Raw genomic sequence first — 20398 nt, 5'->3', positions numbered from 1 at the left:
CGTGGCCCGGGCCGCGCTGTCCAGGGCGAGGGGCGGGGGATCACTCTTCGCGCCGGCGCGGCCACCCCCGCCGTCGCCACTTCCGCCGCCGCCCGGGGTGGCGCCCGCGAAATACAGGCCGCCGCCCCCGGCGATCAGTACCGCCGCCACCACCGTCGCGACGGCCAGCGGGGAACGCCGCCGGCGTGGACCGCCGGTGCCGGTGCTCGGGTCGGGCTCCGTACCCTCCGTACTCGTCACGGCTTCGCTCCTTCGACCACGTACGTGTCCCCGGACGGGGACACCGGTGGGACGGAAGGGAGCGCCGTGCGGTTCCCCCGTACGGGGGACAGGCGGGGAGCGCCGCCCGGATCACGGGGGCGCGGCCCCGGATCAGCAGTCGCCGTACGCGGACATCTTGTCGAGCAGCCGCGCGGATCCCGGCGGTACGGTCACTCCGTGGATCAGGGACGGCGGCACCGGAGCCCGCGTCCCGGCGGACCCCGCCGCCCAGTGCGACGCCATCCGCGCGCAGTCCTCGCGGAGTCCGGCCAGGGTCACCTCGTCCTCACCATCGGCCTCACTCCCGGCCGGAGGGGTACTCAAGGGGTTCTCGAACGGCACGCTGTCCATGGCCATGGTGGAAGAGTCGCACGGACCGGCTCGCGAAGAAAGTTGTACTTTCGGGTAATTTTCCGGGTTGGGGCCTCTTAGGAGGGCGGCCGGGCAACCGGTAGCGTGAACTGTCAACCGTTCTCCTCCCCAGGAGCGTTCACGCCGTGCGAATCGCAGTCACCGGCTCCATCGCCACCGACCACCTGATGACCTTCTCCGGCCGCTTCTCCGACCTGCTGGTCGCCGAGCAGCTCCACACGGTCTCCCTCTCCTTCCTGGTCGACAACCTCGACGTACGCAGGGGCGGTGTCGGCGCGAACATCTGCTTCGGCATGGGCCAGCTCGGCACCGCACCCATCCTGGTCGGCGCCGCCGGCGCGGACTTCGACGAGTACCGCGCCTGGCTCGACCGGCACGGCGTCGACACCGCCTCGGTCCGGATCTCCGAGGTCCTCCACACGGCCCGGTTCGTCTGCACCACGGACGCCGACCACAACCAGATCGGCTCGTTCTACACGGGCGCGATGAGCGAGGCCCGTCAGATCGAGCTCAAGAAGGTCGCCGACCGCGTCGGCGGCCTCGACCTCGTCCTGATCGGCGCGGACGACCCCGAGGCGATGCTCCGCCACACCGAGGAGTGCCGCTCCCGCAAGATCCCGTTCGCCGCGGACTTCTCGCAGCAGATCGCCCGGATGACCGGCGACGACATCCGCACCCTGCTCGAAGGCGCCACCTACCTCTTCTCCAACGAGTACGAGAAGGGGCTCATCGAGTCCAAGACCGGACTGACCGACGAGGAGATCCTCGCCAAGGTCGGCCACCGCGTCACCACCCTCGGCAAGCGCGGCGTGCGCATCGAATCCGTCGGCGCGGACCCGATCGAGGTCGGCTGCCCGGAGGAGGACAGGAAGGCCGACCCCACAGGGGTCGGCGACGCCTTCCGCGCGGGCTTCCTCTCCGGCCTCTCCTGGGGCGTCGGCCTGGAGCGAGCGGCCCAGGTGGGCTGCATGCTGGCGACACTCGTCATCGAGACGGTCGGCACCCAGGAGTACACGCTCGCCCGCACGCACTTCATGGAGCGCTTCACCAAGGCGTACGGCCACGACGCGGCCACCGAGGTCAGGGCGCACCTGGTCTGAGACGGCCGGGGGGAAGCCGCCGGGCAGCCGCGAGGCGACGCCCGGCCGCCCCACGCCTCACGACACCCGGCGGACCACATACGCGGCACCGTGGTCCGCCGGCTCCTCGCCCACGTACTCCTGGCCCCGCATCCCGCACCACGCCGGGATGTCCAGCCGCGCCGCCTCGTCGTCCGCGAGGACCGTCACCGTCCCGCCGACCGGCACGTCACCGATCACCTTCGCCAGCTCGATCACCGGGATCGGACACCGCCGCCCCAGCGCGTCGACCACCAGCGTGTCCACCACGAGCGGGGGCGTCGCGCCGGGACCGGTGAGCGTGACCGGAGCGCCCAGCCGCTCCCGTACCCCCGCCACCGCCCCGGGCAGCACCTCCAGGAACCGCTCCACCTCCGCCCGCGGGGTGCCGGGCGGCAGCGAGACCCGTACGTTCCCCTCCGACAGCACGCCCATCGCCCGCAGCACATGGCTCGGGGTCAGCGTGCTGCTCGTGCAGGACGAGCCGGAGTTGACGGAGAAGTCCGCCAGGTCCAGCGCGTGCACCAGCGCCTCGCCGTCGACATAGAGACACGAGAAGGTGACCAGGTGGGGGAGCCGGCGCAGCGGATCGCCCACCACCTCGACATCGGGGACCAGTTCCGGCACCCGGGCCCGGACCAGGTCCACCAGCGCCCGCAGGCGAAGGCCCTCCGCCGCGGCCTCCGCCCGTACCGCGCGCAGGGACGCCGCCGCCGCCACGACCGCCGGGATGTTCTGGAAGCCGGGGGCCCGCCCCGACTCCCGCTCGTCGGCGGGGCCTTGGGGCGCGAACCGCACCCCCTTGCGGACGGCCAGCAGCCCCACCCCCGCCGGACCGCCCCACTTGTGGGCGCTGGCCGTCAGCACCGACCAGCCGCCCTCCACGGGCCCCCACCCCAGCGACTGCGCCGCGTCGACCAGCAGCGGGACCTCCCGGCCCCGGCACACCTCGGCGACCCCGGCCACCGGCTGCTCCGTCCCCACCTCGTGGTTGGCCGACTGGAGACAGGCCAGCGCCGTGTCCGTACGCAGGACTTCACCGTACGACTCGGGCGAAACCGCCCCGAACCGGTCCACCGGCACCTCGGTCACGTCACCGCCGGAAGCCGCCGCGTGCAGCACCGAGGAGTGCTCCACCGCGGAGACGGCCACATGCCGGCCGACACGCCGGCGGCCCGCGAGGACCCCCGCCACGCCCGCGTGGACCGCGTGCGTCCCCGAAGGAGTGAACACCAGCTCGTCGGGACGGCAGCCGACCGCCTCCGCCGCGGCCTCCCGCGCCGCGTCCAGCAGCAGCGCCGCCCGCCGCCCCTCCCGGTACAGCCGGGCGGGATCGGCCCACCCCTCGTCCAGCGAGGCCTGGAGCGCCTGGCGCGCGACGGGGTGGAGCGGGGCGGACGAGGCGGCGTCGAAGTAGGGCACGCCGCCACGCTAACCCCGGGGCCCGGCGGGCGAGTCGGTGACGGCACGCGGAGGGGGCGTCAGAAGCGTCCCGGAGGGGGGTATTCCACCCCTTCGAGGTGCGCGGCGGCGCGTTGGGCACCCTCGCTGCGTGACCCCAAATTGCGTCCAGTAGGGTTTGGTCCGCATAAACATCCAAACCCCTGCCCGCGTCAGGGCCGGCGACCGACCGACACGGCCGCAGCCGGCCGTGCGGGCGAGACTCTCGGGAAGGCGCTACGTGAGTCCCAACGGCTCCGACCGCTCGTCGCGGCGCCCGATGCGGCGGACGCTGCCGCAGGTGCTGACTGCGGGCCTGATCCTTGCGACCGCCACCGGTTGCACGTACAAGGACTTCCCCCGCCTGGGTATGCCCACCCCGGTGACGGAAGAGGCCCCTCGGATCCTCTCCCTCTGGCAGGGCTCGTGGGCGGCAGCGCTCATCACGGGCGTACTGGTATGGGGTCTGATCCTGTGGAGCGTCATCTTCCACCGGCGCAGCCGCACCAAGGTGGAGGTACCTCCGCAGACCCGGTACAACATGCCCATCGAGGCGCTGTACACCGTGGTCCCCCTCATCATCGTCTCGGTGCTCTTCTACTTCACCGCGCGTGACGAGACGAAGCTCCTCAACCTCTCCGACAAGCCGGCCCACACCGTGAACGTGGTCGGCTACCAGTGGAGCTGGGGCTTCAACTACATCGAGAACGTGGACGGCGACGCGACCACCGGGACGAAGATCCCCAGTGAGATCAGCTCCATCCCGAACCGGTTCCTCAAGGACTTCCCGAAGGGCGCCGAAGGCGTCTACGACGCCGGCGTCCCGGGCGAGCGGAATCCGCAGACCGGCAACCCCGGCCCGACCCTCTGGCTCCCCAAGGGCGAGAAGGTCCGCTTCATCCTGACCTCCCGCGATGTCATCCACGACTTCTGGGTGGTGCCCTTCCTGATGAAGATGGACGTCGTCCCGGGCCACACCAACGCCTTCGAGGTGACCCCCAATCAGGAGGGCACCTTCAAGGGCAAGTGCGCCGAACTCTGCGGCGTCGACCACTCCCGGATGCTCTTCAACGTCAAGGTGGTCTCTCCGGAGCGTTACCAGCAGCACCTCAAGGACCTGGCGAAGGAAGGCCAGAACGGCTACATCCCGGCGGGCATCGCGCAGACGGACCCGGCCAGGAACGCGGAGGACAAGAACCTGTGAGCATCCTCAACGAACCCCAGGGTGCCGCCGCGGCGGAGGACGCGTACCAGAACGAGATTCCGGTACGCCCCAAGCAGCCCGGCAGCGTCGTCGTGAAGTGGCTGACCACCACCGATCACAAGACGATCGGCACGATGTACCTGATCACGTCGTTCGCGTTCTTCTGCATCGGCGGGGTGATGGCGCTCTTCATGCGCGCCGAGCTGGCCCGTCCCGGCACGCAGATCATGTCGAACGAGCAGTTCAACCAGGCGTTCACGATGCACGGCACGATCATGCTGCTGATGTTCGCGACGCCGCTGTTCGCCGGATTCGCGAACTGGATCATGCCGCTCCAGATCGGTGCGCCCGACGTGGCGTTCCCGCGGCTGAACATGTTCGCCTACTGGCTCTACCTCTTCGGCTCGATCATCGCCGTCAGCGGCTTCATCACCCCCCAGGGTGCCGCCGACTTCGGATGGTTCGCCTACTCCCCGCTGTCGGACGCGGTCCGCTCGCCGGGTGTCGGCGCCGACCTGTGGATCATGGGCCTGGCCTTCTCCGGCTTCGGCACGATCCTCGGTTCGGTCAACTTCATCACCACGATCATCTGCATGCGCGCCCCCGGCATGACGATGTTCCGCATGCCGATCTTCACCTGGAACGTGCTGCTGACCGGTGTGCTGGTCCTGCTCGCCTTCCCGGTGCTCGCCGCCGCCCTCTTCGCACTGGAGGCGGACCGCAAGTTCGGAGCACATGTCTTTGATGCCGCCAACGGCGGAGCGCTGTTGTGGCAACACCTCTTCTGGTTCTTCGGGCATCCAGAGGTGTACATCATCGCCTTGCCCTTCTTCGGGATCATCTCCGAGATCATTCCGGTGTTCAGCCGGAAGCCGATGTTCGGTTACATCGGCCTGATCGCGGCGACGATCTCCATCGCCGGCCTGTCCGTGACCGTGTGGGCCCACCACATGTACGTCACCGGCGGAGTGCTGCTGCCGTTCTTCTCCTTCATGACGTTCCTCATCGCGGTCCCGACCGGGGTGAAGTTCTTCAACTGGATCGGCACGATGTGGAAGGGCTCCCTGTCCTTCGAGACACCGATGCTCTGGACGATCGGCTTCCTGATCACCTTCGCCTTCGGTGGTCTGACCGGCGTCATCCTGGCCTCGCCGCCGCTGGACTTCCACGTCTCCGACTCGTACTTCGTGGTCGCGCACTTCCACTACGTCGTCTTCGGCACCGTGGTGTTCGCGATGTTCGCCGGATTCCACTTCTGGTGGCCGAAGTTCACCGGCAAGATGCTGGACGAACGGCTCGGCAAGATCACCTTCTGGACGCTGTTCATCGGCTTCCACGGCACGTTCCTCGTCCAGCACTGGCTGGGCGCGGAAGGCATGCCACGCCGGTACGCGGACTATCTCGCCGCCGACGGATTCACCGCGCTGAACACCATCTCCACGATCAGCTCGTTCCTGCTCGGCCTGTCGATCCTGCCGTTCTTCTACAACGTGTGGAAGACCGCCAAGTACGGCAAGAAGGTCGAGGTCGACGACCCGTGGGGCTACGGCCGTTCGCTCGAATGGGCGACTTCCTGCCCGCCCCCGCGGCACAACTTCCTCACCCTGCCGCGCATTCGTTCCGAATCCCCGGCGTTCGATCTCCACCACCCGGAGATCGCCGCGCTCGAACAGCTGGAGACCGCCGGTCACGGAGCCGGGACCGGCGCCCTCGCCGGTGGCAAGGAGGCCGGGAAGTGAAGATCCAAGGCACGCTCTTCCTCTGGCTGAGCGTCTTCATCCTGGGCATCGCCGTCCTGTACGGCGTGTGGTCCAAGGAGGCCGCCGGCACCACGGCGCTCTTCCTGGCCTTCGGCCTGACGATCATGATCGGTTTCTACCTGTCCTTCACGGCCCGGCGCGTCGACGCCATGGCCCAGGACAACAAGGACGCCGACGTCGCGGACGAGGCCGGCGAGGTGGGCTTCTTCTCCCCGCACAGCTGGCAGCCCTTCTCGCTCGCCGTCGGCGGCGCGCTCGGCTTCCTGGGCATCGCGATCGGCTGGTGGCTGCTGTACTTCTCGGCGCCGCTGATCCTGGTGGGCCTGTGGGGCTGGGTCTTCGAGTACTACCGCGGTGAGAGCCGCACCCAGTAGCACGACCTGAGGCGAAAAGAGGCCGGACACTCCGAGAGGAGTGCCCGGCCTCCCCTCGTTCGGCCTACTCCGCCGCGCTGCCGGCGGCGAAGCTTCATAGCGTGAGGGGCATGAACCACACGCCACGCTTCCGCACCGTTCTCAGCTGCACCCTGCTGGTCGTGTCCTTCGGGGCGGGCGCGACCGCGTGCGGGGACAGCGGTGACAACCCCCTCTCGGCCGAGCCCTACGACGCCGCCGGGCAGATCGCGTTCAGCGCCCCCTCCGGCAGCAAGAAGGCCAACCCCGACAAACCCCTGGAGGTCACCTCCAAGGGCGGCGGCGGCCGCATCACGGACGTCACGGCCACCGACACCTCGGGCCGCTACCTCGCCGGTGAACTCACCGCCGACGGCTCACGCTGGCGCTCCACGGCCCCGCTCGCGGCGGGCACCCGCTACACCGTCCACGTCGCCACCGAGGACGACGGCGGCGCACCCGGCTCCAGGACGCTCTCCTTCGACACCCAGGCCCCCAAGGGCAAGAAGCTCCTCACCGTCCAGTTCGGCCCGCAGGCGGGCAAGTACGGCGTCGGACAGCCCGTCACCGCGACACTCAGCGCCCCCGTCAAGGCGAAGGCGGACCGCGCCGTCGTCGAGCGCTCCCTCAAGGTGCGCTCCAGCCCCGGCGCCCACGGCGCCTGGCACTGGGTGGACAGCAAGACCCTGCACTTCAGGCCGAAGGACTTCTGGCCCGCCAACGGCACCGTCACCGCGACCAGTACGCTCCAAGGAGTGAGGGTCGGGCGGTTGTACGGCGGGCCCGTGAAGCCGCTGAAGCTGTCCACCGGCGACCGTGTCGAGGCCGTGGCCGACGCCGGATCGCACTACATGACGGTCTACCGCAACGGCAAAGAGATAAAAAGCATCCCCGTGACCACCGGAAAACCGGGCTTCTCCACGCGTAACGGGATCAAAGTGATCCTCGGCAAGGAGCAGTTCGTCCGGATGCGGGGAACGAGCGTCGGCATCGCGGCCGGCAGCGGTGAGTCGTACGACCTGCCCGTCTACTGGGCCACCCGGGTCACCTGGAGCGGTGAGTACGTGCACGCCGCGCCCTGGTCCGTCGGCTCGCAGGGCTCCGCCAACGTCAGCCACGGCTGCGTCGGGATGTCCACCGAGAACGCGAAGTGGTTCTTCGGAGTCGTCCGCCAGGGCGACGTCGTGCGGGTCGTCAACAGCGAGGGTCACACGATGGAGAACTTCGGCAACGGGTTCGGCGACTGGAACCTGAGCTGGGACAAGTGGCGCGGCGGCAGCGTCCTGACCGCCGGCGTCCCGGAGGGCACGGGCCCCGCCGCGGCGGGACGGCTGCGTCCCGAGGTCTGACGGGCGGCGGGCGACCGGCGAACGGGCGCCCGGCGAACGGGCGGGTGCCGTAAGGGAGTAGTCCCGTACGGCACCCGCCCGTTCATTCGTTCATTCGTTCATTCCAAGGGTTGAGTGAGCCCCGGCGGGGACTACGCCCCCACGGCCTGCCTCGTACGCAGCAGGGCGGCCAGGGTGTCCGCGAAACCGACCGGTTCGACCGGAAGGGTCACCGCGGCGTCCGCGCGGCTCCAGGTGGCCAGCCAGGCGTCCTGGGGGCGCCCGATCAGGAGCAGCACGGGCGGGCAGTTGAAGATCTCGTCCTTGATCTGGCGGCAGACGCCCATACCGCCCGAGGGCGCGGCCTCGCCGTCCAGCACGCAGACGTCGATGCCGCCCTGGTCGAGGGCCTTGATCACGGCGGGGAGGGTGGCGCACTCCAGGAACCGGATCGGCGGCACGTCGGCGGCCGGCCTGCGTCCCGCCGCCAGCCGTACCTGCTCGCGGGTGTTCGCGTCGTCGCTGTAGACCAGCACCGTGGCGGTCGGCTGCATTGTTCCTCCGTGACATCCGTGTCTGCGAGGGCTTCGGGGGCTTCAGGGCACGTGCTCTGAACCGATGCGCGGATGCTACTCCGTCGGACAGCGTGTCAGCACGGGTAATGACAGGTCTTCGCTGGGCCGTTCGGGCTGGACAGGCGCATGGACACACCGAACTGCACCCCCCGGAGTGAGGGCGGGATAAGGGACCGACATAATGTCGGTCGTGGCGACAGCAACGACAGTAGAAACCGGGCACGCGCACCCGTCGGTCAATCGGCCGAACCTCACCAGCGTCGGAACGATCATCTGGCTGAGTTCCGAGCTGATGTTCTTCGCGGCCCTCTTCGCGATGTACTTCACCCTGCGATCCGTGACGGGGGAGGAGCACTGGAAGGAAGTGGCGTCGCACCTGAACGTTCCGTTCTCGGCGACGAACACCACGATCCTGGTGCTCTCCTCACTCACCTGCCAGCTCGGCGTCTTCGCCGCGGAGCGCGGTGACGTGAAGAAGCTCCGCACCTGGTTCGTGATCACGTTCGTGATGGGTGCGATCTTCATCGGCGGTCAGATCTTCGAGTACACCGAACTGGTCAAGAACGACGGCATCTCGCTGTCCTCCGACCCGTACGGCTCGGTGTTCTACCTGACCACCGGCTTCCACGGTGCGCATGTGACAGGTGGCCTGATCGCCTTCCTGTTCGTCCTCGGCAGGACGTACGCGGCCAAGAGGTTCACCCACGAGCAAGCAACCGCCGCCATCGTTGTGTCCTATTACTGGCACTTCGTCGATGTCGTCTGGATCGGCCTTTTCGCCACGATCTACTTGATCAAGTAACGGACCGCGCCCCTGAGCGCGTCCGCACACTGTCCAGCAAGCACCGACGCAGAAGATCCTGACACCGGGGTAATCCGTGAAAAAGCTCTCCGCACGACGACGCCATCCGCTGGCTGCGGTCGTCGTCCTACTCCTCGCGCTGGCGGCCACCGGGGGGCTGTACGCGGCGTTCGCGCCCGCGGACAAGGCGCAGGCCGACACCACCTCCCAGTCACTCGCCATCGAGGAGGGCAAGAAGCTCTACTCCGTGGGCTGCGCGAGCTGCCACGGAGTGGGCGGCCAGGGCAGCAGCGACGGTCCCTCCGTGGTGGGCGTCGGCGCGGCCGCCGTGGACTTCCAGGTCGGCACCGGCCGCATGCCGGCCCAGCAGCCCGGCGCGCAGGTGCCGAAGAAGAAGGTCATCTACTCGCAGAAGGAGATCGACCAGCTCGCCGCGTACGTGGCGTCCCTCGGCGCGGGCCCCGCCCAGCCGACCTCGGAGCAGTACAGCCCCGACGGCGCGGACATCGCCAAGGGCGGCGACCTGTTCCGTACCAACTGCACCCAGTGCCACAACTTCACGGGTGAGGGCGGCGCGCTGACACACGGCAAGACCGCACCGAACCTGGACGGCGTCAGTCCGAAGCACATCTACGAGGCCATGCAGACCGGCCCGCAGAACATGCCGTCCTTCCCGGACACGACGATGCCGGAACAGCAGAAGAAGGACCTCATCGCGTACATCCAGGCGGTGAACGGCGCCGACTCGCCGAGCCCCGGCGGCCTCAATCTGGGCGGCCTCGGCCCCGTCAGTGAGGGCCTGTTCGGCTGGATCTTCGGGCTCGGCGCATGTATCGCAGTCGCCATCTGGGTCGCGGCCCACACCGCTAAGGCCAAGAAGTCATGAGTAGCCAAGAGATTCCAGAAGAAGAGAACCTGCCGAGCGCGCAGGAGCCAGGGCACGGCGGCGCGGTCGAGCGGGCGGACGATCCGTTCGCCGACCCGGGACTGCCCGCGCATCAGCCGCGGATCCAGGACATCGACGAGCGCGCCGCCAAGCGGTCCGAGCGCGTGGTCGCCTTCCTGTTCCTGCTCTCGATGCTGGCGACGGTCGCGTTCATCGCGTCGTTCGTCGCGTTCCCGGTGGACAAGATCGTCTACATCTGGCCGATCGGGCACATCAGCATCCTGAACTTCTCGCTGGGAGTGACGCTCGGCATCGCGCTCTTCTGCATCGGCGCCGGCGCGGTCCACTGGGCGCGCACGCTGATGTCGGACGTCGAGATGACCGACGAGCGCCACCCCATCGCGGCGACGCCCGAGGTCAAGGCGAAGGTCCTGGCGGACTTCGCGGCCGGTGCTTCGGAGTCCGGCTTCGGCCGGCGCAAGCTGATCCGCAACACGATGTTCGGGGCGCTGGCGTTCGTACCGCTCTCCGGTGTGGTGCTGCTGCGCGACCTCGGCCCGCTGCCGGAGAAGAAGCTCCGCAGCACCCTGTGGGCCAAGGGCAAGCAGCTCATCAACATGAACACCCTGGAGCCGCTGCGTCCCGAGGACGTCGTCGTGGGCTCGCTGACCTTCGCCATGCCCGAGGGGCTGGAGGAGGACAGCGAGGAGTTCCAGCAGGAGATCGCCAAGGCCGCCCTGATGATCGTCCGTATCCAGCCGGACGACATCAAGGACAAGCGCGAACTCGAGTGGTCCCACGAGGGGATCGTGGCCTACTCGAAGATCTGCACCCACGTCGGCTGCCCGATCAGCCTGTACGAGCAGCAGACGCACCACGTGCTCTGCCCGTGCCACCAGTCCACCTTCGACCTCTCCGACGGCGCCCGGGTCCTCTTCGGCCCGGCCGGTCACGCTCTTCCGCAGCTGCGGATCGGAGTGAACGGTGAGGGCAACCTCGAGGCGCTCGGCGACTTCGAAGAGCCCGTCGGCCCTGCCTTCTGGGAGCGCGGATGAGTAACAGCTCGGACGAGACGAACAACCGCAAGGCGCCCGCCGGGGAAAGGGTCGCCGACTGGGCGGACGGCCGGCTGGGCATCTACGGCCTGGCCAAGGCCAACATGCGGAAGATCTTCCCGGACCACTGGTCCTTCATGCTGGGCGAGGTCAGCCTCTACAGCTTCATCATCATCATCCTGACGGGTGTCTATCTGACGCTGTTCTTCCACCCGTCGATGAACGAGGTCGTCTACCACGGCAGTTACGTCCCGCTCCAGGGCGTACGGATGTCGGAGGCGTTCTCCTCGACGCTGGACATCAGCTTCGACGTCCGCGGTGGCCTGCTGATCCGGCAGATCCACCACTGGGCCGCGCTGATCTTCCTCGCGGCGATGCTCGTGCACATGATGCGCGTGTTCTTCACGGGTGCGTTCCGCAAGCCCCGTGAGGTCAACTGGCTGTTCGGCTTCCTGCTGTTCGTCCTCGGCATGTTCACCGGGTTCACCGGTTACTCGCTCCCGGACGACCTGCTGTCCGGCACCGGTGTCCGCTTCGTGCAGGGCGCGATCCTGTCCGTGCCGATCGTCGGTACGTACATCTCGATGTTCCTGTTCGGCGGGGAGTTCCCCGGCGGCGACTTCGTGAGCCGGTTCTACTCGGTCCACATCCTGCTGCTGCCCGGACTGATGCTGGGCCTGGTGGCCGGGCACCTGATCCTGGTGTTCGTGCACAAGCACACGCAGTTCGCGGGCCCCGGCCGTACGGAGAAGAACGTCGTCGGCATGCCCCTGCTGCCGATCTACATGGCGAAGGCCGGCGGGTTCTTCTTCCTGGTCTTCGGTGTGATCTCGATCGTCTCGGCGATCGCCACGATCAACCCGATCTGGGCCATCGGCCCCTACCGGCCCGACCAGGTCTCCACCGGCGCGCAGCCCGACTGGTACATGGGCTTCTCCGAGGGGCTCATCCGGTTCATGCCCGGCTGGGAGATCAACTTCTGGGGCCACACGCTGGTCCTCGGTGTGTTCATCCCGCTGGTCATCTTCCCGATGGTGCTCGTCGCGATCGCCGTCTACCCGTTCATCGAGGCCTGGGTCACGAAGGACGACCGCGAGCACCACATCGCGGACCGGCCGCGCAACGCGCCGACCCGTACGGCCTTCGGTGTCGCCTGGCTGTCGTGGTACTTCGTGCTGCTGGTCGGCGGCGGGAACGACATCTGGGCCACGCACTTCCATCTGTCGATCAACACGATCACCTGGTTCGTCCGGGTCGGGTTCTTCGTCGTCCCGGTCCTCACCTTCGTCGTCACCAAGCGGTTCTGCCTCGGCCTCCAGCGCCGGGACGCCGAGAAGGTGCTGCACGGACGCGAGTCCGGGCTCATCAAGCGGCTGCCGCACGGCGAGTTCGTCGAGGTCCACACCCCGCTGGACCAGGGTGACCTGTACAAGCTCACCGCGCACGACCAGCCGAAGCCGGCCGAACTCGGCCCGACGGTCGACGAGAACGGTGTCGAGCGGAAGGTCTCGCCGGTCGAGAAGGCACGGGTGAAGCTCAGCAAGGGCTTCTACGGGGAGAACACCCAGATCCCCAAGCCCACCGCCGAGGAGTACAAGGAGATCACGAGCGGCCACGGCCACCACTGATCCCACCGACCCCAGGGTCGCCACCACCGAGGGCCCCGGCCCGGTCTCCTTCCCGGAGACCGGCCGGGGCCCTCGGCGTTGTCCGCAGCGGTCCGGTGCGGTCCGGCATGGTCCTGCGCGGTCCCGACACCTCCGGCGCCCCCGAGATCGGACGGTCCGCAGTACGGGCACGGGGCCCGCCGGGGTCGTGTCCGCCGATAGGCTGAGCGGCGGGTCCGGCGGCAGGCCGGGGCCCGTTGTGCTGACACCCAGGAGCGAGCATGAGCGCTGTTACCCCCGTCGGAGGCGACACCGTGGCGGCCCGGACCTGGCCGGGCGTCCTCAACCCCCTGCTGCGCGGCGAGAACCTGTCCACGGACGACACCGCCTGGGCGATGAACCAGATCATGGACGGCGAGGCCACCGACGCGCAGATCGCGGGCTTCGCCGTGGCGCTGCGGGCGAAGGGCGAGACCGTCGAGGAGGTCTCCGGCCTGGTCCGCGCGATGTACGCCCACGCCAACACGATCGAGGTGCCGGGCCGTACGGTCGACATCGTGGGGACCGGCGGCGACCTCGCCAAGACCGTCAACATCTCCACGATGGCGGCGATCGTGGTCGCGGGCACCGGCGCGAAGGTCGTCAAGCACGGCAACCGCGCCGCGTCGTCCGCGAGCGGCGCCTCCGACGTCCTGGAGAAGCTCGGCGTCAACCTGGAACTGACCCCGCAGCGGGTCGCGGAGGTCGCGGAGGAGGCGGGGATCACCTTCTGCTTCGCCGTGAAGTTCCACCCCGCGCTGCGGTACGCGGCCAAGGCGCGCCGGGAGTTGGGCGCGCAGACCACGTTCAACATCCTCGGGCCGCTGACCAACCCGGCGCGGGTACGGTCCCAGGCCGTGGGTGTGGCGGACCGGCGGATGGCGCCCATCGTGGCGGGGGTGCTGGCCGAGCGCGGCAGTTCGGCGCTGGTCTTCCGGGGCGACGACGGGCTCGACGAGCTGACCACGACCGCGACTTCGCGGGTGTGGGTCGTACGGGACGGGAAGGTCGGCGAGGTGCCGTTCGACCCCCGTGAGGTGGGCCTCGCGCTGGTGCCGGTCGAGGCGCTGCGGGGCGCGGACGCGTCGTACAACGCGGATGTGGCCCGCCGGCTGCTGGCCGGCGAGACCGGTCCCGTACGGGACGCGGTGCTCCTGAACGCCGCGGCGGCGCTGGTCGCGCTGGACCCGACGGACGACGCCCTGGAGCTCCAGCTGGCGGCGGGCATCGCGCGCGCGGCGGAGTCGGTGGACTCGGGGGCGGCGGGACGGGCCCTCGCGCGCTGGGTCGAGGCGTCGCACCGGTAGCGGAAGCGTCAGCGGGAAGAGAGAGGGGGGGCGGGGCGCGGCCGGTGGCCGCGCCCCGCCTCTTCCGTTCCCCCCACCTGCTCCGTTCCACATCCCGGACGCGGACTTGAGGCCGCTGCCCGGGTATGTCAAGCTCGTGCACAAGGTCATGAGTGACAGCGATTTAGGCCCCGGCTCGCTGTCCGGCAACCCTCCGTCCGTGGCGGGGTGCCCCGGGTGAAGACCAGGCCGTAGGCAGCGAGGTCTATGGCAAGCGCGGACCCCTGGCTTTCCTGGGGTCCAGGTCCCCGAGGGAGCAGTCTCGTGACGTCCGCATACCTGAACGCCGCCACGTCGCAGTCCAGCAGCACCACCACCGAGGACCCCGCCTGTGCGGCGCCGCTGCCCGTGCTCGGGCGCGACGTGACGGTCCCGCTCGTCACCGGGGGCGAGGTCACCTACGCGGCCCTCGACTACGCGGCGAGCGCCCCCGCGCTCCAGCGGGTGTGGGACGACGTCGCCGCCTACGCGCCGTACTACGGCAGCGTGCACCGCGGCGCCGGCTACCTCTCCCAGCTGTCGACGGACCTGTTCGAGAACAGCCGCCGTACGGTCGCGGAGTTCCTCGGCTGCCGCCCCGGCGACCAGGTCGTCTTCACCCGTTCGACCACCGACTCGCTCAACCTGCTGGCCGCCGTGGTCCCGGCCGACACCCAGGTCTTCGTGTTCGAGACGGAGCACCACGCCTCGCTCCTGCCCTGGCGCGACGCCCGGGTGACGTACCTGAACGCACCCCGTACCCCCGCCGAGGCCGTCGCCACGCTCGACCGGGCGCTCGCCGGACGGGAGCAGGGCCCCGCCCTGGTCTGTGTCACCGGCGCGTCCAACGTGACCGGGGAGATCTGGCCCGTACGGGAGCTGGCCGCCGCCGCCCACCGGCACGGCGCCCGGATCGTCCTCGACGCGGCGCAGCTCGCCCCGCACCACCCCGTGGACATCGCCGAACTGGACGTCGACTGGGTCGCCTTCTCCGGGCACAAGCTCTACGCGCCCTTCGGCTCGGGTGTCCTCGCGGGCCGCGCCGACTGGCTGCGGGAGGCGGAGCCGTACCTCGCGGGCGGCGGCGCCAGCCGCAAGGTCGCCCGGCGCGCGGACGGCGGGGTGGACGTCGACTGGCACACCACGGCCGCCCGCCACGAGGCCGGCTCGCCCAACGTCATCGGTGTGTACGCCATCGCCTCGGCGTGCAAGGCGCTCGAAGAGGCCGGGTTCGACACGCTCGTCGCCCGGGAGCAGCGGCTCGTCCGCCGGGTGCGGGACGGGCTCGCCTCCGTGCCCGAGGTCCGGGTGCTGTCGCTGTTCGGGGACGACGCCCCGCGGGTCGGTGTGCTCTCGTTCGTGGTGGAGGGCTGGAACAGCTCGCACTTCGCCGCGGCGCTCTCCGCGGAGTACGGCATCGGGGTGCGGGACGGCCTGTTCTGCGCCCACCCGCTGGTACGGACCCTGCTGGGCAGCGACCCGCAGGACCCGGGGGAGTGCGGCGCGCCGGAGGCGGAGCCGGGCGAGCGCTCGCTGAACGCCATCCGGGTGAGCTTCGGCGCGGGCACGCCCGACGAGCACGTGGACCGGTTCGTCGGCGCGGTGAGGGAACTGGTGCGCGAGGGCGCCCGCTGGAGCTACCGCACCGAGGAAGGCCGCTGCGTCCCGGACCGGGACGGCGAGACCGTCTGACGTACGCCCTGACGGATCCGCCCCGGCACCTCAGGAGGGGCCCGGCACTTCAGGAGGGGCGGTCTACGCGTCGAGCCCGATCGCGAAGGCCGCCTCCAGGTCGTGCTGGGAGTAGGTACGGAACGCGACGTGCGTGTCCGTCGCCTCGACGCCTTCGATCTTGCTGATCGACCCGGGGATGATGTCGGCCAGGTCGTCGTGCCTGGCGACGCGCACCATGGCGATCAGGTCGTACGTACCGGTGACCGAGAAGACCTCGCTGACGCTGTCCAGCGCGGCGATCGACTCGGCGATCTCGGGGATCCGGCCGACGCTGGTCTTGATGAGCACGATCGCGGTGATCACGGCTGACGTTCTCCCTCGGTGGCCACGGCTTTGACCTCCACCCTATCGCTACGCCGGTAACGCCCCCAGGCGTAGCAGAAGCCCACGGCGAAGCCCACCAGATGGGCGAGGTAGGCGACCCCGGGCCCCGATCCGGCGTTCCGCGCGGCCACCCACTGGAGGACGAACCAGAAGATCAGCACGATCCAGGCGGGGAAGCGCAGCGGCAGGAAGAGGAGGAACGGGAAGAGGCTGGTGACCCGCGCCCGGGGGAAGAGCCGCAGGAACGCGCCCAGCACCGCCGAGATCGCGCCCGACGCCCCGACCAGGGTCTGCTCCGAGCCCGCGTTGGCCATCGCGTACACGAACAGGGCGGCGTAGCCGGCCGCCAGGTAGAACAGTGCGAAGTGCAGTCGTCCCATCCGCTCCTCCGTCATCGCACCGAAGACGTAGAGGAAGAGCATGTTCCCCAGCAGATGCAGCCAGCTGCCGTGGACGAAGAGCGCGGTGAGAGGGGTCAGCAGGGCGCGCGGGGTGGGGTCGTGCGTCAGCTGGTCGGGGATGACGCCCCAGCGTTCGAAGTACGCGCTCTGCGCCCCGAGGAGCGCCTCGCCCCTCCCGTACGCCATGGTGAAGCCCGACAGGGGGCTGATCAGGAACGTCAGCACGCAGAGCGCGATCAGTCCGTACGTCACCACGGGGCCGTCGTTCGCCGTGCGCCAATTGGTCACGGACAGAGCATGGCGTACCGGGAGTCATCGGGCGGGAATGCCTCGCCGGACCATGGGGTACCCGCGAGGCCGTAGGGTTACGGGCGGACATCCACACGTTCGACGGCGCACATCGCCGGCCCCACCCCGACAGTCAAGGACGGCACGATGACGACGGTTCCCCGGCCGACGGCCGCCACCCGGTGGCGCTGCACGCTCTGCGGCAATCTCACGCGCTTCGACGTGACCCGGTCGTCGAGGGTCGTGGAGTACGTCCATCTGGACCTGGCGGGGGAGCCGAAGGTGGAGGAGCGTGAGGTGGTCAGTGAGACCATCGAGTCCGTGCGCTGCCGTTGGTGCAACGCGGTGGACCAGATCGAGCTGGTCGACAGGCCGGGCGCCGGTTCCTGAGGGAACCGCCCGAGGGTAGTGGGGTGACGGAGCGTGGAGCAGCCGGACAGCGGTGCCGAGCCGGCCGGCGCGGCCGGCGGTGACGCCGCCGAGGCGCTCGACCGTCCGCTCCCGGACGGGGTGAGACGCCGCGTCGTCGCGCTGGTCTCGGACGCCTTCGGCGGGCTGACCGTCACCGAACTCCCGGCGCAGCTGCGCCAGTACGCCCGCTTCACCCCGAACAGGCGTGCCAGGTTCGCGGGCAACGCGATGGCCGCCGCGCTGGAGAGCGACCCCCTCTTCCGCCAGCGGATCGGGGAGCGGATCACCCAGTCGCAGCCCGAGCTGTCCGCCGCCCTGGAGTCCGGATCGCCGCCCGCCGCGGCCGATCCCGTCGACGTGGCCGCCGCCGCGTACGTGCTGCGGCCCCCCGGATGGGTGAAGTTGGTGGCCGCCGCCGGCGAGGAGGCCCAGCGGGCCGACGCCGAGCGCGCGGGCGAGGAGGCCCGGCGCGAGCTGGAGCGGCTGCGCGAGGAGCTGGCCGTCGCCAAGGCGCTGACGAAGACCGAGAACGAGCGGTTGCGTACGGAGCTGGAGGCGGCCCGAAAGGAGGCCGAGTCGCTCCACCGCAAGCTGCGCAGCGCCCAGAGCGACGTGAAGCGGGGCGAGGCCGCCCTGCGCCGTACGACCGCCGAGTCCGAGACGCTCAAGGCCGAGGCCGCCGCGCAGGTGTCGGCCGCCGAGAGCGAGACACGGCGGATCAGGGCGCGGCTGACCGAGGCCGAGTCGACGGTCGAGGCGAGCCGCAGGGCCGCGCGCGAGGGCCGGTCGATAGAGGACATGCGGCTGCGGCTGCTGCTGGACACGGTCCTGGAGTCGGCGCAGGGACTGCGCCGCGAGCTGGCCCTGCCGCCGGCCAACGCCCGGCCCGCCGACACGGTCGACGCGGTCGAGCCGGGCCGGATGTCGCCGAAGGACGTGGCGGCGCGGGCGTTGTCCGACATGGACCCGGCGCTGCTCGACCAGTTGCTGGCGCTGCCCCAGGCGCATCTGATCGTGGACGGCTACAACGTCACCAAGACCGGCTATCCGACGATGCCGCTGGAGAAGCAGCGGCTGCGGCTGCTGGGCGGCCTCGCCATGCTGGCGGCCCAGTCGGGCGCCGAGATGACGTGTGTCTTCGACGGGGCCGAACTGGCGGCCCCGGTGCTGCTCGCGCCGCCGCGCGGAGTGCGGGTGCTGTTCTCGAAACCCGGGATCACGGCGGACGAACTGATCCGCCAGCTCGTGCGCGCGGAGCCGCCGGGGCGGCCCGTCGTGGTGGTCTCCACCGACCGTGAGGTCGCGGACGGAGTGGCGAAGGCCGGCGCCCGGCCCGTCGCGTCCGCCTTGTTGCTGAAGCGGCTTTCGCGTAGCTAGTCAACTCGTGCGGCCAATGACCGAATTGGCATCTCTTGTGGCCACCGCAGCGTCAAAAGTCCCTTACTGCCTGTGTGGTGTCGGTAAATTATGCCCCTCGCGGCCGAGATTTTTCCCGTGAGGATTTGAACTGATCACAAGAAGGTCACTAGGGTCAGGCCTCGAACCTTCGCGCGGTCGATCACCCATTCGGGGTGGCAGCGAAGGAACCGCCGAGTCCACGCCGTTCAGCCCGGTTCCCGGGGGAGCTGAACGCGCGGAGCCGGGACATACGTCCCCTGCCCGGTAGGCGGCTGAGGAAGAAGGAGCTCGCCTTCGTGGCGTCCCACCGTCGTCCCAAGCAGCCCAACCGCGCCCGGGTGACCGTTCTCACCGTGACCGCGGCCGCTGCCGTGGCGCTGACCTCCCAGGCCGCCAACGCGGCCCCCAAGCCCTCCAAGGCCGAGGTCAAGGAGCAGGTCGACAAGCTCTACCACGAGGCGGAGGTGGCCAACGAGAAGCTCCACGCCGCCGAAGACGCGCAGGACAAGCTGGAGAAGCAGGTCGGCACCCTCCAGGACCGGGTCGCCAACGGCCAGGACGACCTCAACGACCTCCGCGACGAGCTCGGTTCGATCGCCAGTGCCCAGTACCGCACCGGTGGCATCGACCCGTCCATCCAGCTCTTCCTCTCCTCGGACCCCGACACGTACCTGGAGAAGGCCTCCACGCTGGACCAGGTCAGTGCCAAGCAGGCCGAGACGCTCCAGCAGATCCAGGCGAAGCAGCGGTCCCTCGCCCAGCAGCGCACCGAGGCGCAGGACAAGGTCAAGGACCTCTCCGACGCCCGCAAGCAGCTCGCGGACAACAAGAAGGAAGTCCAGAAGAAGCTCGCCGCCGCGCAGCAGGTGCTCAACACCCTGACCGCGAAGGAGCGCGCCGAACTCGCCGCCGCCGACGCGGAGCGCGCCAGCCGCGGCAACGACCGCGTGGACCTCGGCGACACCCCGCCGCCCGCCTCGGGCCGCGCCGCCGCCGCCCTGGCCGCCGCCAAGACACAGCTCGGCAAGCCCTACATATCCGGCGCCGAGGGCCCCAACGCCTACGACTGCTCGGGGCTGGTCCAGTGGTCGTACGCCCAGGCCGGCGTGCAGCTCACCCGTACCACCTACACCCAGGCCAACGAGGGCACCCGCATCGCCCGCAGCGAACTGGCCCCCGGCGACCTGGTGTTCTTCAGCGGTCTCAGCCACGTGGCCCTGTACGTCGGCAACGGCCAGGTCATCCACGCCCCCAAGCCCGGTGCCGTGGTGCGGTACGAGGCCATGGAGTGGGCCGGCAGCTACCAGTTCGGCGTACGCATCTGAGCGGCGCCTCCGCAACACGGCACGACACGGCGGGGACCGCCCATTCGGGGGAACTTCCCCGCTCCCGTGTCGGCACCACGCCCCGCCGGTGACCTGTGGTCCACGGCGGGGCGTCACTGTGTGTGCGCGAGCCGGTCGTTGGCCGCCCCGTGTCCGCCCGGCTACTGTCTGCCACGCGCAACCCCGGCCATCGGTCCGCCCGTCGGGCGGCAGGGGCTGCGCGTGTGCGTACAGCGGAAGGGAGCGCGGCTCTGTGGTGTCCCATCGTCGCCCCTCACAGCCCGGTCAGGGATTCGGTGTCCGCGGCGGCGCCGTGACGGCCGTGTCCGTCGCGGCGGCCACGGCGGCCGCCG

The 20398-nt window shown here is 69.9% G+C and carries 19 protein-coding genes, 1 pseudogene and 1 riboswitch; of the genes and pseudogenes, 14 read left to right on the top strand and 6 right to left on the bottom strand.

Going from position 1 to position 20398, the window contains the following annotated elements:
- Both GT042_RS06215 and GT042_RS06210 read right to left on the bottom strand, forming a co-directional pair.
- Positions 1–240, bottom strand: a pseudogene (locus tag GT042_RS06215) (hypothetical protein); the annotation flags it as partial.
- A gap of 132 nt (positions 241–372) precedes the next feature.
- The gene (locus GT042_RS06210; RefSeq protein WP_161307693.1) at positions 373–612 is read right to left on the bottom strand and encodes a hypothetical protein; all 240 of its coding nucleotides are present in this window, start codon (positions 610–612) and stop codon (positions 373–375) included.
- 146 nt (positions 613–758) lie between these two features.
- On the opposite strand from GT042_RS06210, the gene GT042_RS06205 reads away from it, so the two are divergent.
- The gene (locus GT042_RS06205; protein ID WP_161307690.1) at positions 759–1733 is read left to right on the top strand and encodes a carbohydrate kinase family protein; all 975 of its coding nucleotides are present in this window, start codon (positions 759–761) and stop codon (positions 1731–1733) included.
- A gap of 57 nt (positions 1734–1790) precedes the next feature.
- Here GT042_RS06205 and GT042_RS06200 read toward each other — a convergent pair whose 3' ends face one another.
- Positions 1791–3173: a cysteine desulfurase/sulfurtransferase TusA family protein gene (locus GT042_RS06200; protein ID WP_161307689.1), complete on the bottom strand. Its 1383-nt coding sequence runs from the start codon at positions 3171–3173 to the stop codon at positions 1791–1793.
- 259 nt (positions 3174–3432) lie between these two features.
- Here GT042_RS06200 and coxB point away from each other — a divergent pair, with 259 nt between their 5' ends.
- The 4 genes from coxB (at position 3433) to GT042_RS06180 (ending at position 7896) form a co-directional block, all read left to right on the top strand.
- Positions 3433–4395 (top strand): cytochrome c oxidase subunit II, encoded by a 963-nt coding sequence (coxB, locus tag GT042_RS06195; RefSeq protein ID WP_161307688.1) that lies wholly within the window; start codon positions 3433–3435, stop codon positions 4393–4395.
- Positions 4392–6134 (top strand): cytochrome c oxidase subunit I, encoded by a 1743-nt coding sequence (ctaD, locus tag GT042_RS06190; RefSeq protein ID WP_161307687.1) that lies wholly within the window; start codon positions 4392–4394, stop codon positions 6132–6134. The genes coxB and ctaD overlap by 4 nt, the downstream gene beginning before the upstream one ends.
- A complete protein-coding gene (locus GT042_RS06185) occupies positions 6131–6529 on the top strand; it encodes a cytochrome c oxidase subunit 4 (protein ID WP_161307686.1) in 399 nt (132 codons plus the stop codon). The genes ctaD and GT042_RS06185 overlap by 4 nt, the downstream gene beginning before the upstream one ends.
- 110 nt (positions 6530–6639) lie before the next feature.
- Complete coding sequence (locus GT042_RS06180; protein WP_161307685.1) at positions 6640–7896, top strand: Ig-like domain-containing protein; 1257 nt, start codon at positions 6640–6642, stop codon at positions 7894–7896.
- A 131-nt stretch (positions 7897–8027) separates the two neighbouring features.
- On the opposite strand, the gene GT042_RS06175 is transcribed toward GT042_RS06180, so the two are convergent.
- Complete coding sequence (locus tag GT042_RS06175) at positions 8028–8429, bottom strand: hypothetical protein (protein ID WP_161307684.1); 402 nt, start codon at positions 8427–8429, stop codon at positions 8028–8030.
- A gap of 202 nt (positions 8430–8631) precedes the next feature.
- Between GT042_RS06175 and GT042_RS06170 the strand changes: the two genes are divergently transcribed.
- From GT042_RS06170 to GT042_RS06145, 6 genes are all read left to right on the top strand, one after another.
- Positions 8632–9252, top strand: coding sequence for a heme-copper oxidase subunit III (locus GT042_RS06170; protein WP_161307683.1), 621 nt, complete (start codon positions 8632–8634; stop codon positions 9250–9252).
- 76 nt (positions 9253–9328) lie between these two features.
- Complete coding sequence (locus GT042_RS06165) at positions 9329–10138, top strand: c-type cytochrome (RefSeq protein WP_161307682.1); 810 nt, start codon at positions 9329–9331, stop codon at positions 10136–10138.
- Entirely contained in the window at positions 10135–11193 is a 1059-nt protein-coding gene (locus GT042_RS06160) for a Rieske 2Fe-2S domain-containing protein (protein WP_161307681.1), read from the top strand. Before GT042_RS06165 ends, GT042_RS06160 begins: the two co-directional genes overlap by 4 nt.
- Positions 11190–12821 (top strand): cytochrome bc complex cytochrome b subunit, encoded by a 1632-nt coding sequence (locus GT042_RS06155; protein ID WP_161307680.1) that lies wholly within the window; start codon positions 11190–11192, stop codon positions 12819–12821. The genes GT042_RS06160 and GT042_RS06155 overlap by 4 nt, the downstream gene beginning before the upstream one ends.
- Positions 12822–13081: 260 nt before the next feature.
- Positions 13082–14146, top strand: coding sequence for an anthranilate phosphoribosyltransferase (gene trpD, locus GT042_RS06150; RefSeq protein WP_161307679.1), 1065 nt, complete (start codon positions 13082–13084; stop codon positions 14144–14146).
- Between the two features lie 144 nt (positions 14147–14290).
- Positions 14291–14408, top strand: a riboswitch (SAM riboswitch).
- Between the two features lie 56 nt (positions 14409–14464).
- A complete protein-coding gene (locus GT042_RS06145) occupies positions 14465–15856 on the top strand; it encodes an aminotransferase class V-fold PLP-dependent enzyme (protein WP_161307692.1) in 1392 nt (463 codons plus the stop codon).
- 63 nt (positions 15857–15919) lie between these two features.
- On the opposite strand, the gene GT042_RS06140 is transcribed toward GT042_RS06145, so the two are convergent.
- Together GT042_RS06140 and GT042_RS06135 are read right to left on the bottom strand one after the other, a co-directional pair.
- Positions 15920–16201: an Lrp/AsnC ligand binding domain-containing protein gene (locus tag GT042_RS06140; protein ID WP_161307678.1), complete on the bottom strand. Its 282-nt coding sequence runs from the start codon at positions 16199–16201 to the stop codon at positions 15920–15922.
- On the bottom strand, positions 16198–16875 hold the full coding sequence (locus tag GT042_RS06135) for a rhomboid family intramembrane serine protease (protein WP_345943695.1): 678 nt from the start codon (positions 16873–16875) through the stop codon (positions 16198–16200). The genes GT042_RS06140 and GT042_RS06135 overlap by 4 nt, the downstream gene beginning before the upstream one ends.
- A 183-nt stretch (positions 16876–17058) precedes the next feature.
- On the opposite strand from GT042_RS06135, the gene GT042_RS06130 reads away from it, so the two are divergent.
- The 3 genes from GT042_RS06130 to GT042_RS06120 all read left to right on the top strand — a co-directional run bounded on the left by GT042_RS06130 (position 17059) and on the right by GT042_RS06120 (position 20045).
- A complete protein-coding gene (locus GT042_RS06130; RefSeq protein WP_161307677.1) occupies positions 17059–17301 on the top strand; it encodes a hypothetical protein in 243 nt (80 codons plus the stop codon).
- A gap of 33 nt (positions 17302–17334) precedes the next feature.
- A complete protein-coding gene (locus GT042_RS06125) occupies positions 17335–18699 on the top strand; it encodes an NYN domain-containing protein (RefSeq protein WP_161307676.1) in 1365 nt (454 codons plus the stop codon).
- Between the two features lie 317 nt (positions 18700–19016).
- Positions 19017–20045, top strand: a complete 1029-nt coding sequence (locus tag GT042_RS06120; RefSeq protein ID WP_161307675.1) for a C40 family peptidase — start codon at positions 19017–19019, stop codon at positions 20043–20045.
- Positions 20046–20398 lie beyond the last annotated feature (353 nt).

Origin of the sequence: Streptomyces sp. SID3212, from assembly GCF_009865405.1 — a bacterium.
Classification (GTDB): domain Bacteria; phylum Actinomycetota; class Actinomycetes; order Streptomycetales; family Streptomycetaceae; genus Streptomyces.
The sequence above is the reverse complement of the archived record's forward strand: the minus strand, read 5'-3'. Positions and strand labels throughout refer to the sequence as shown.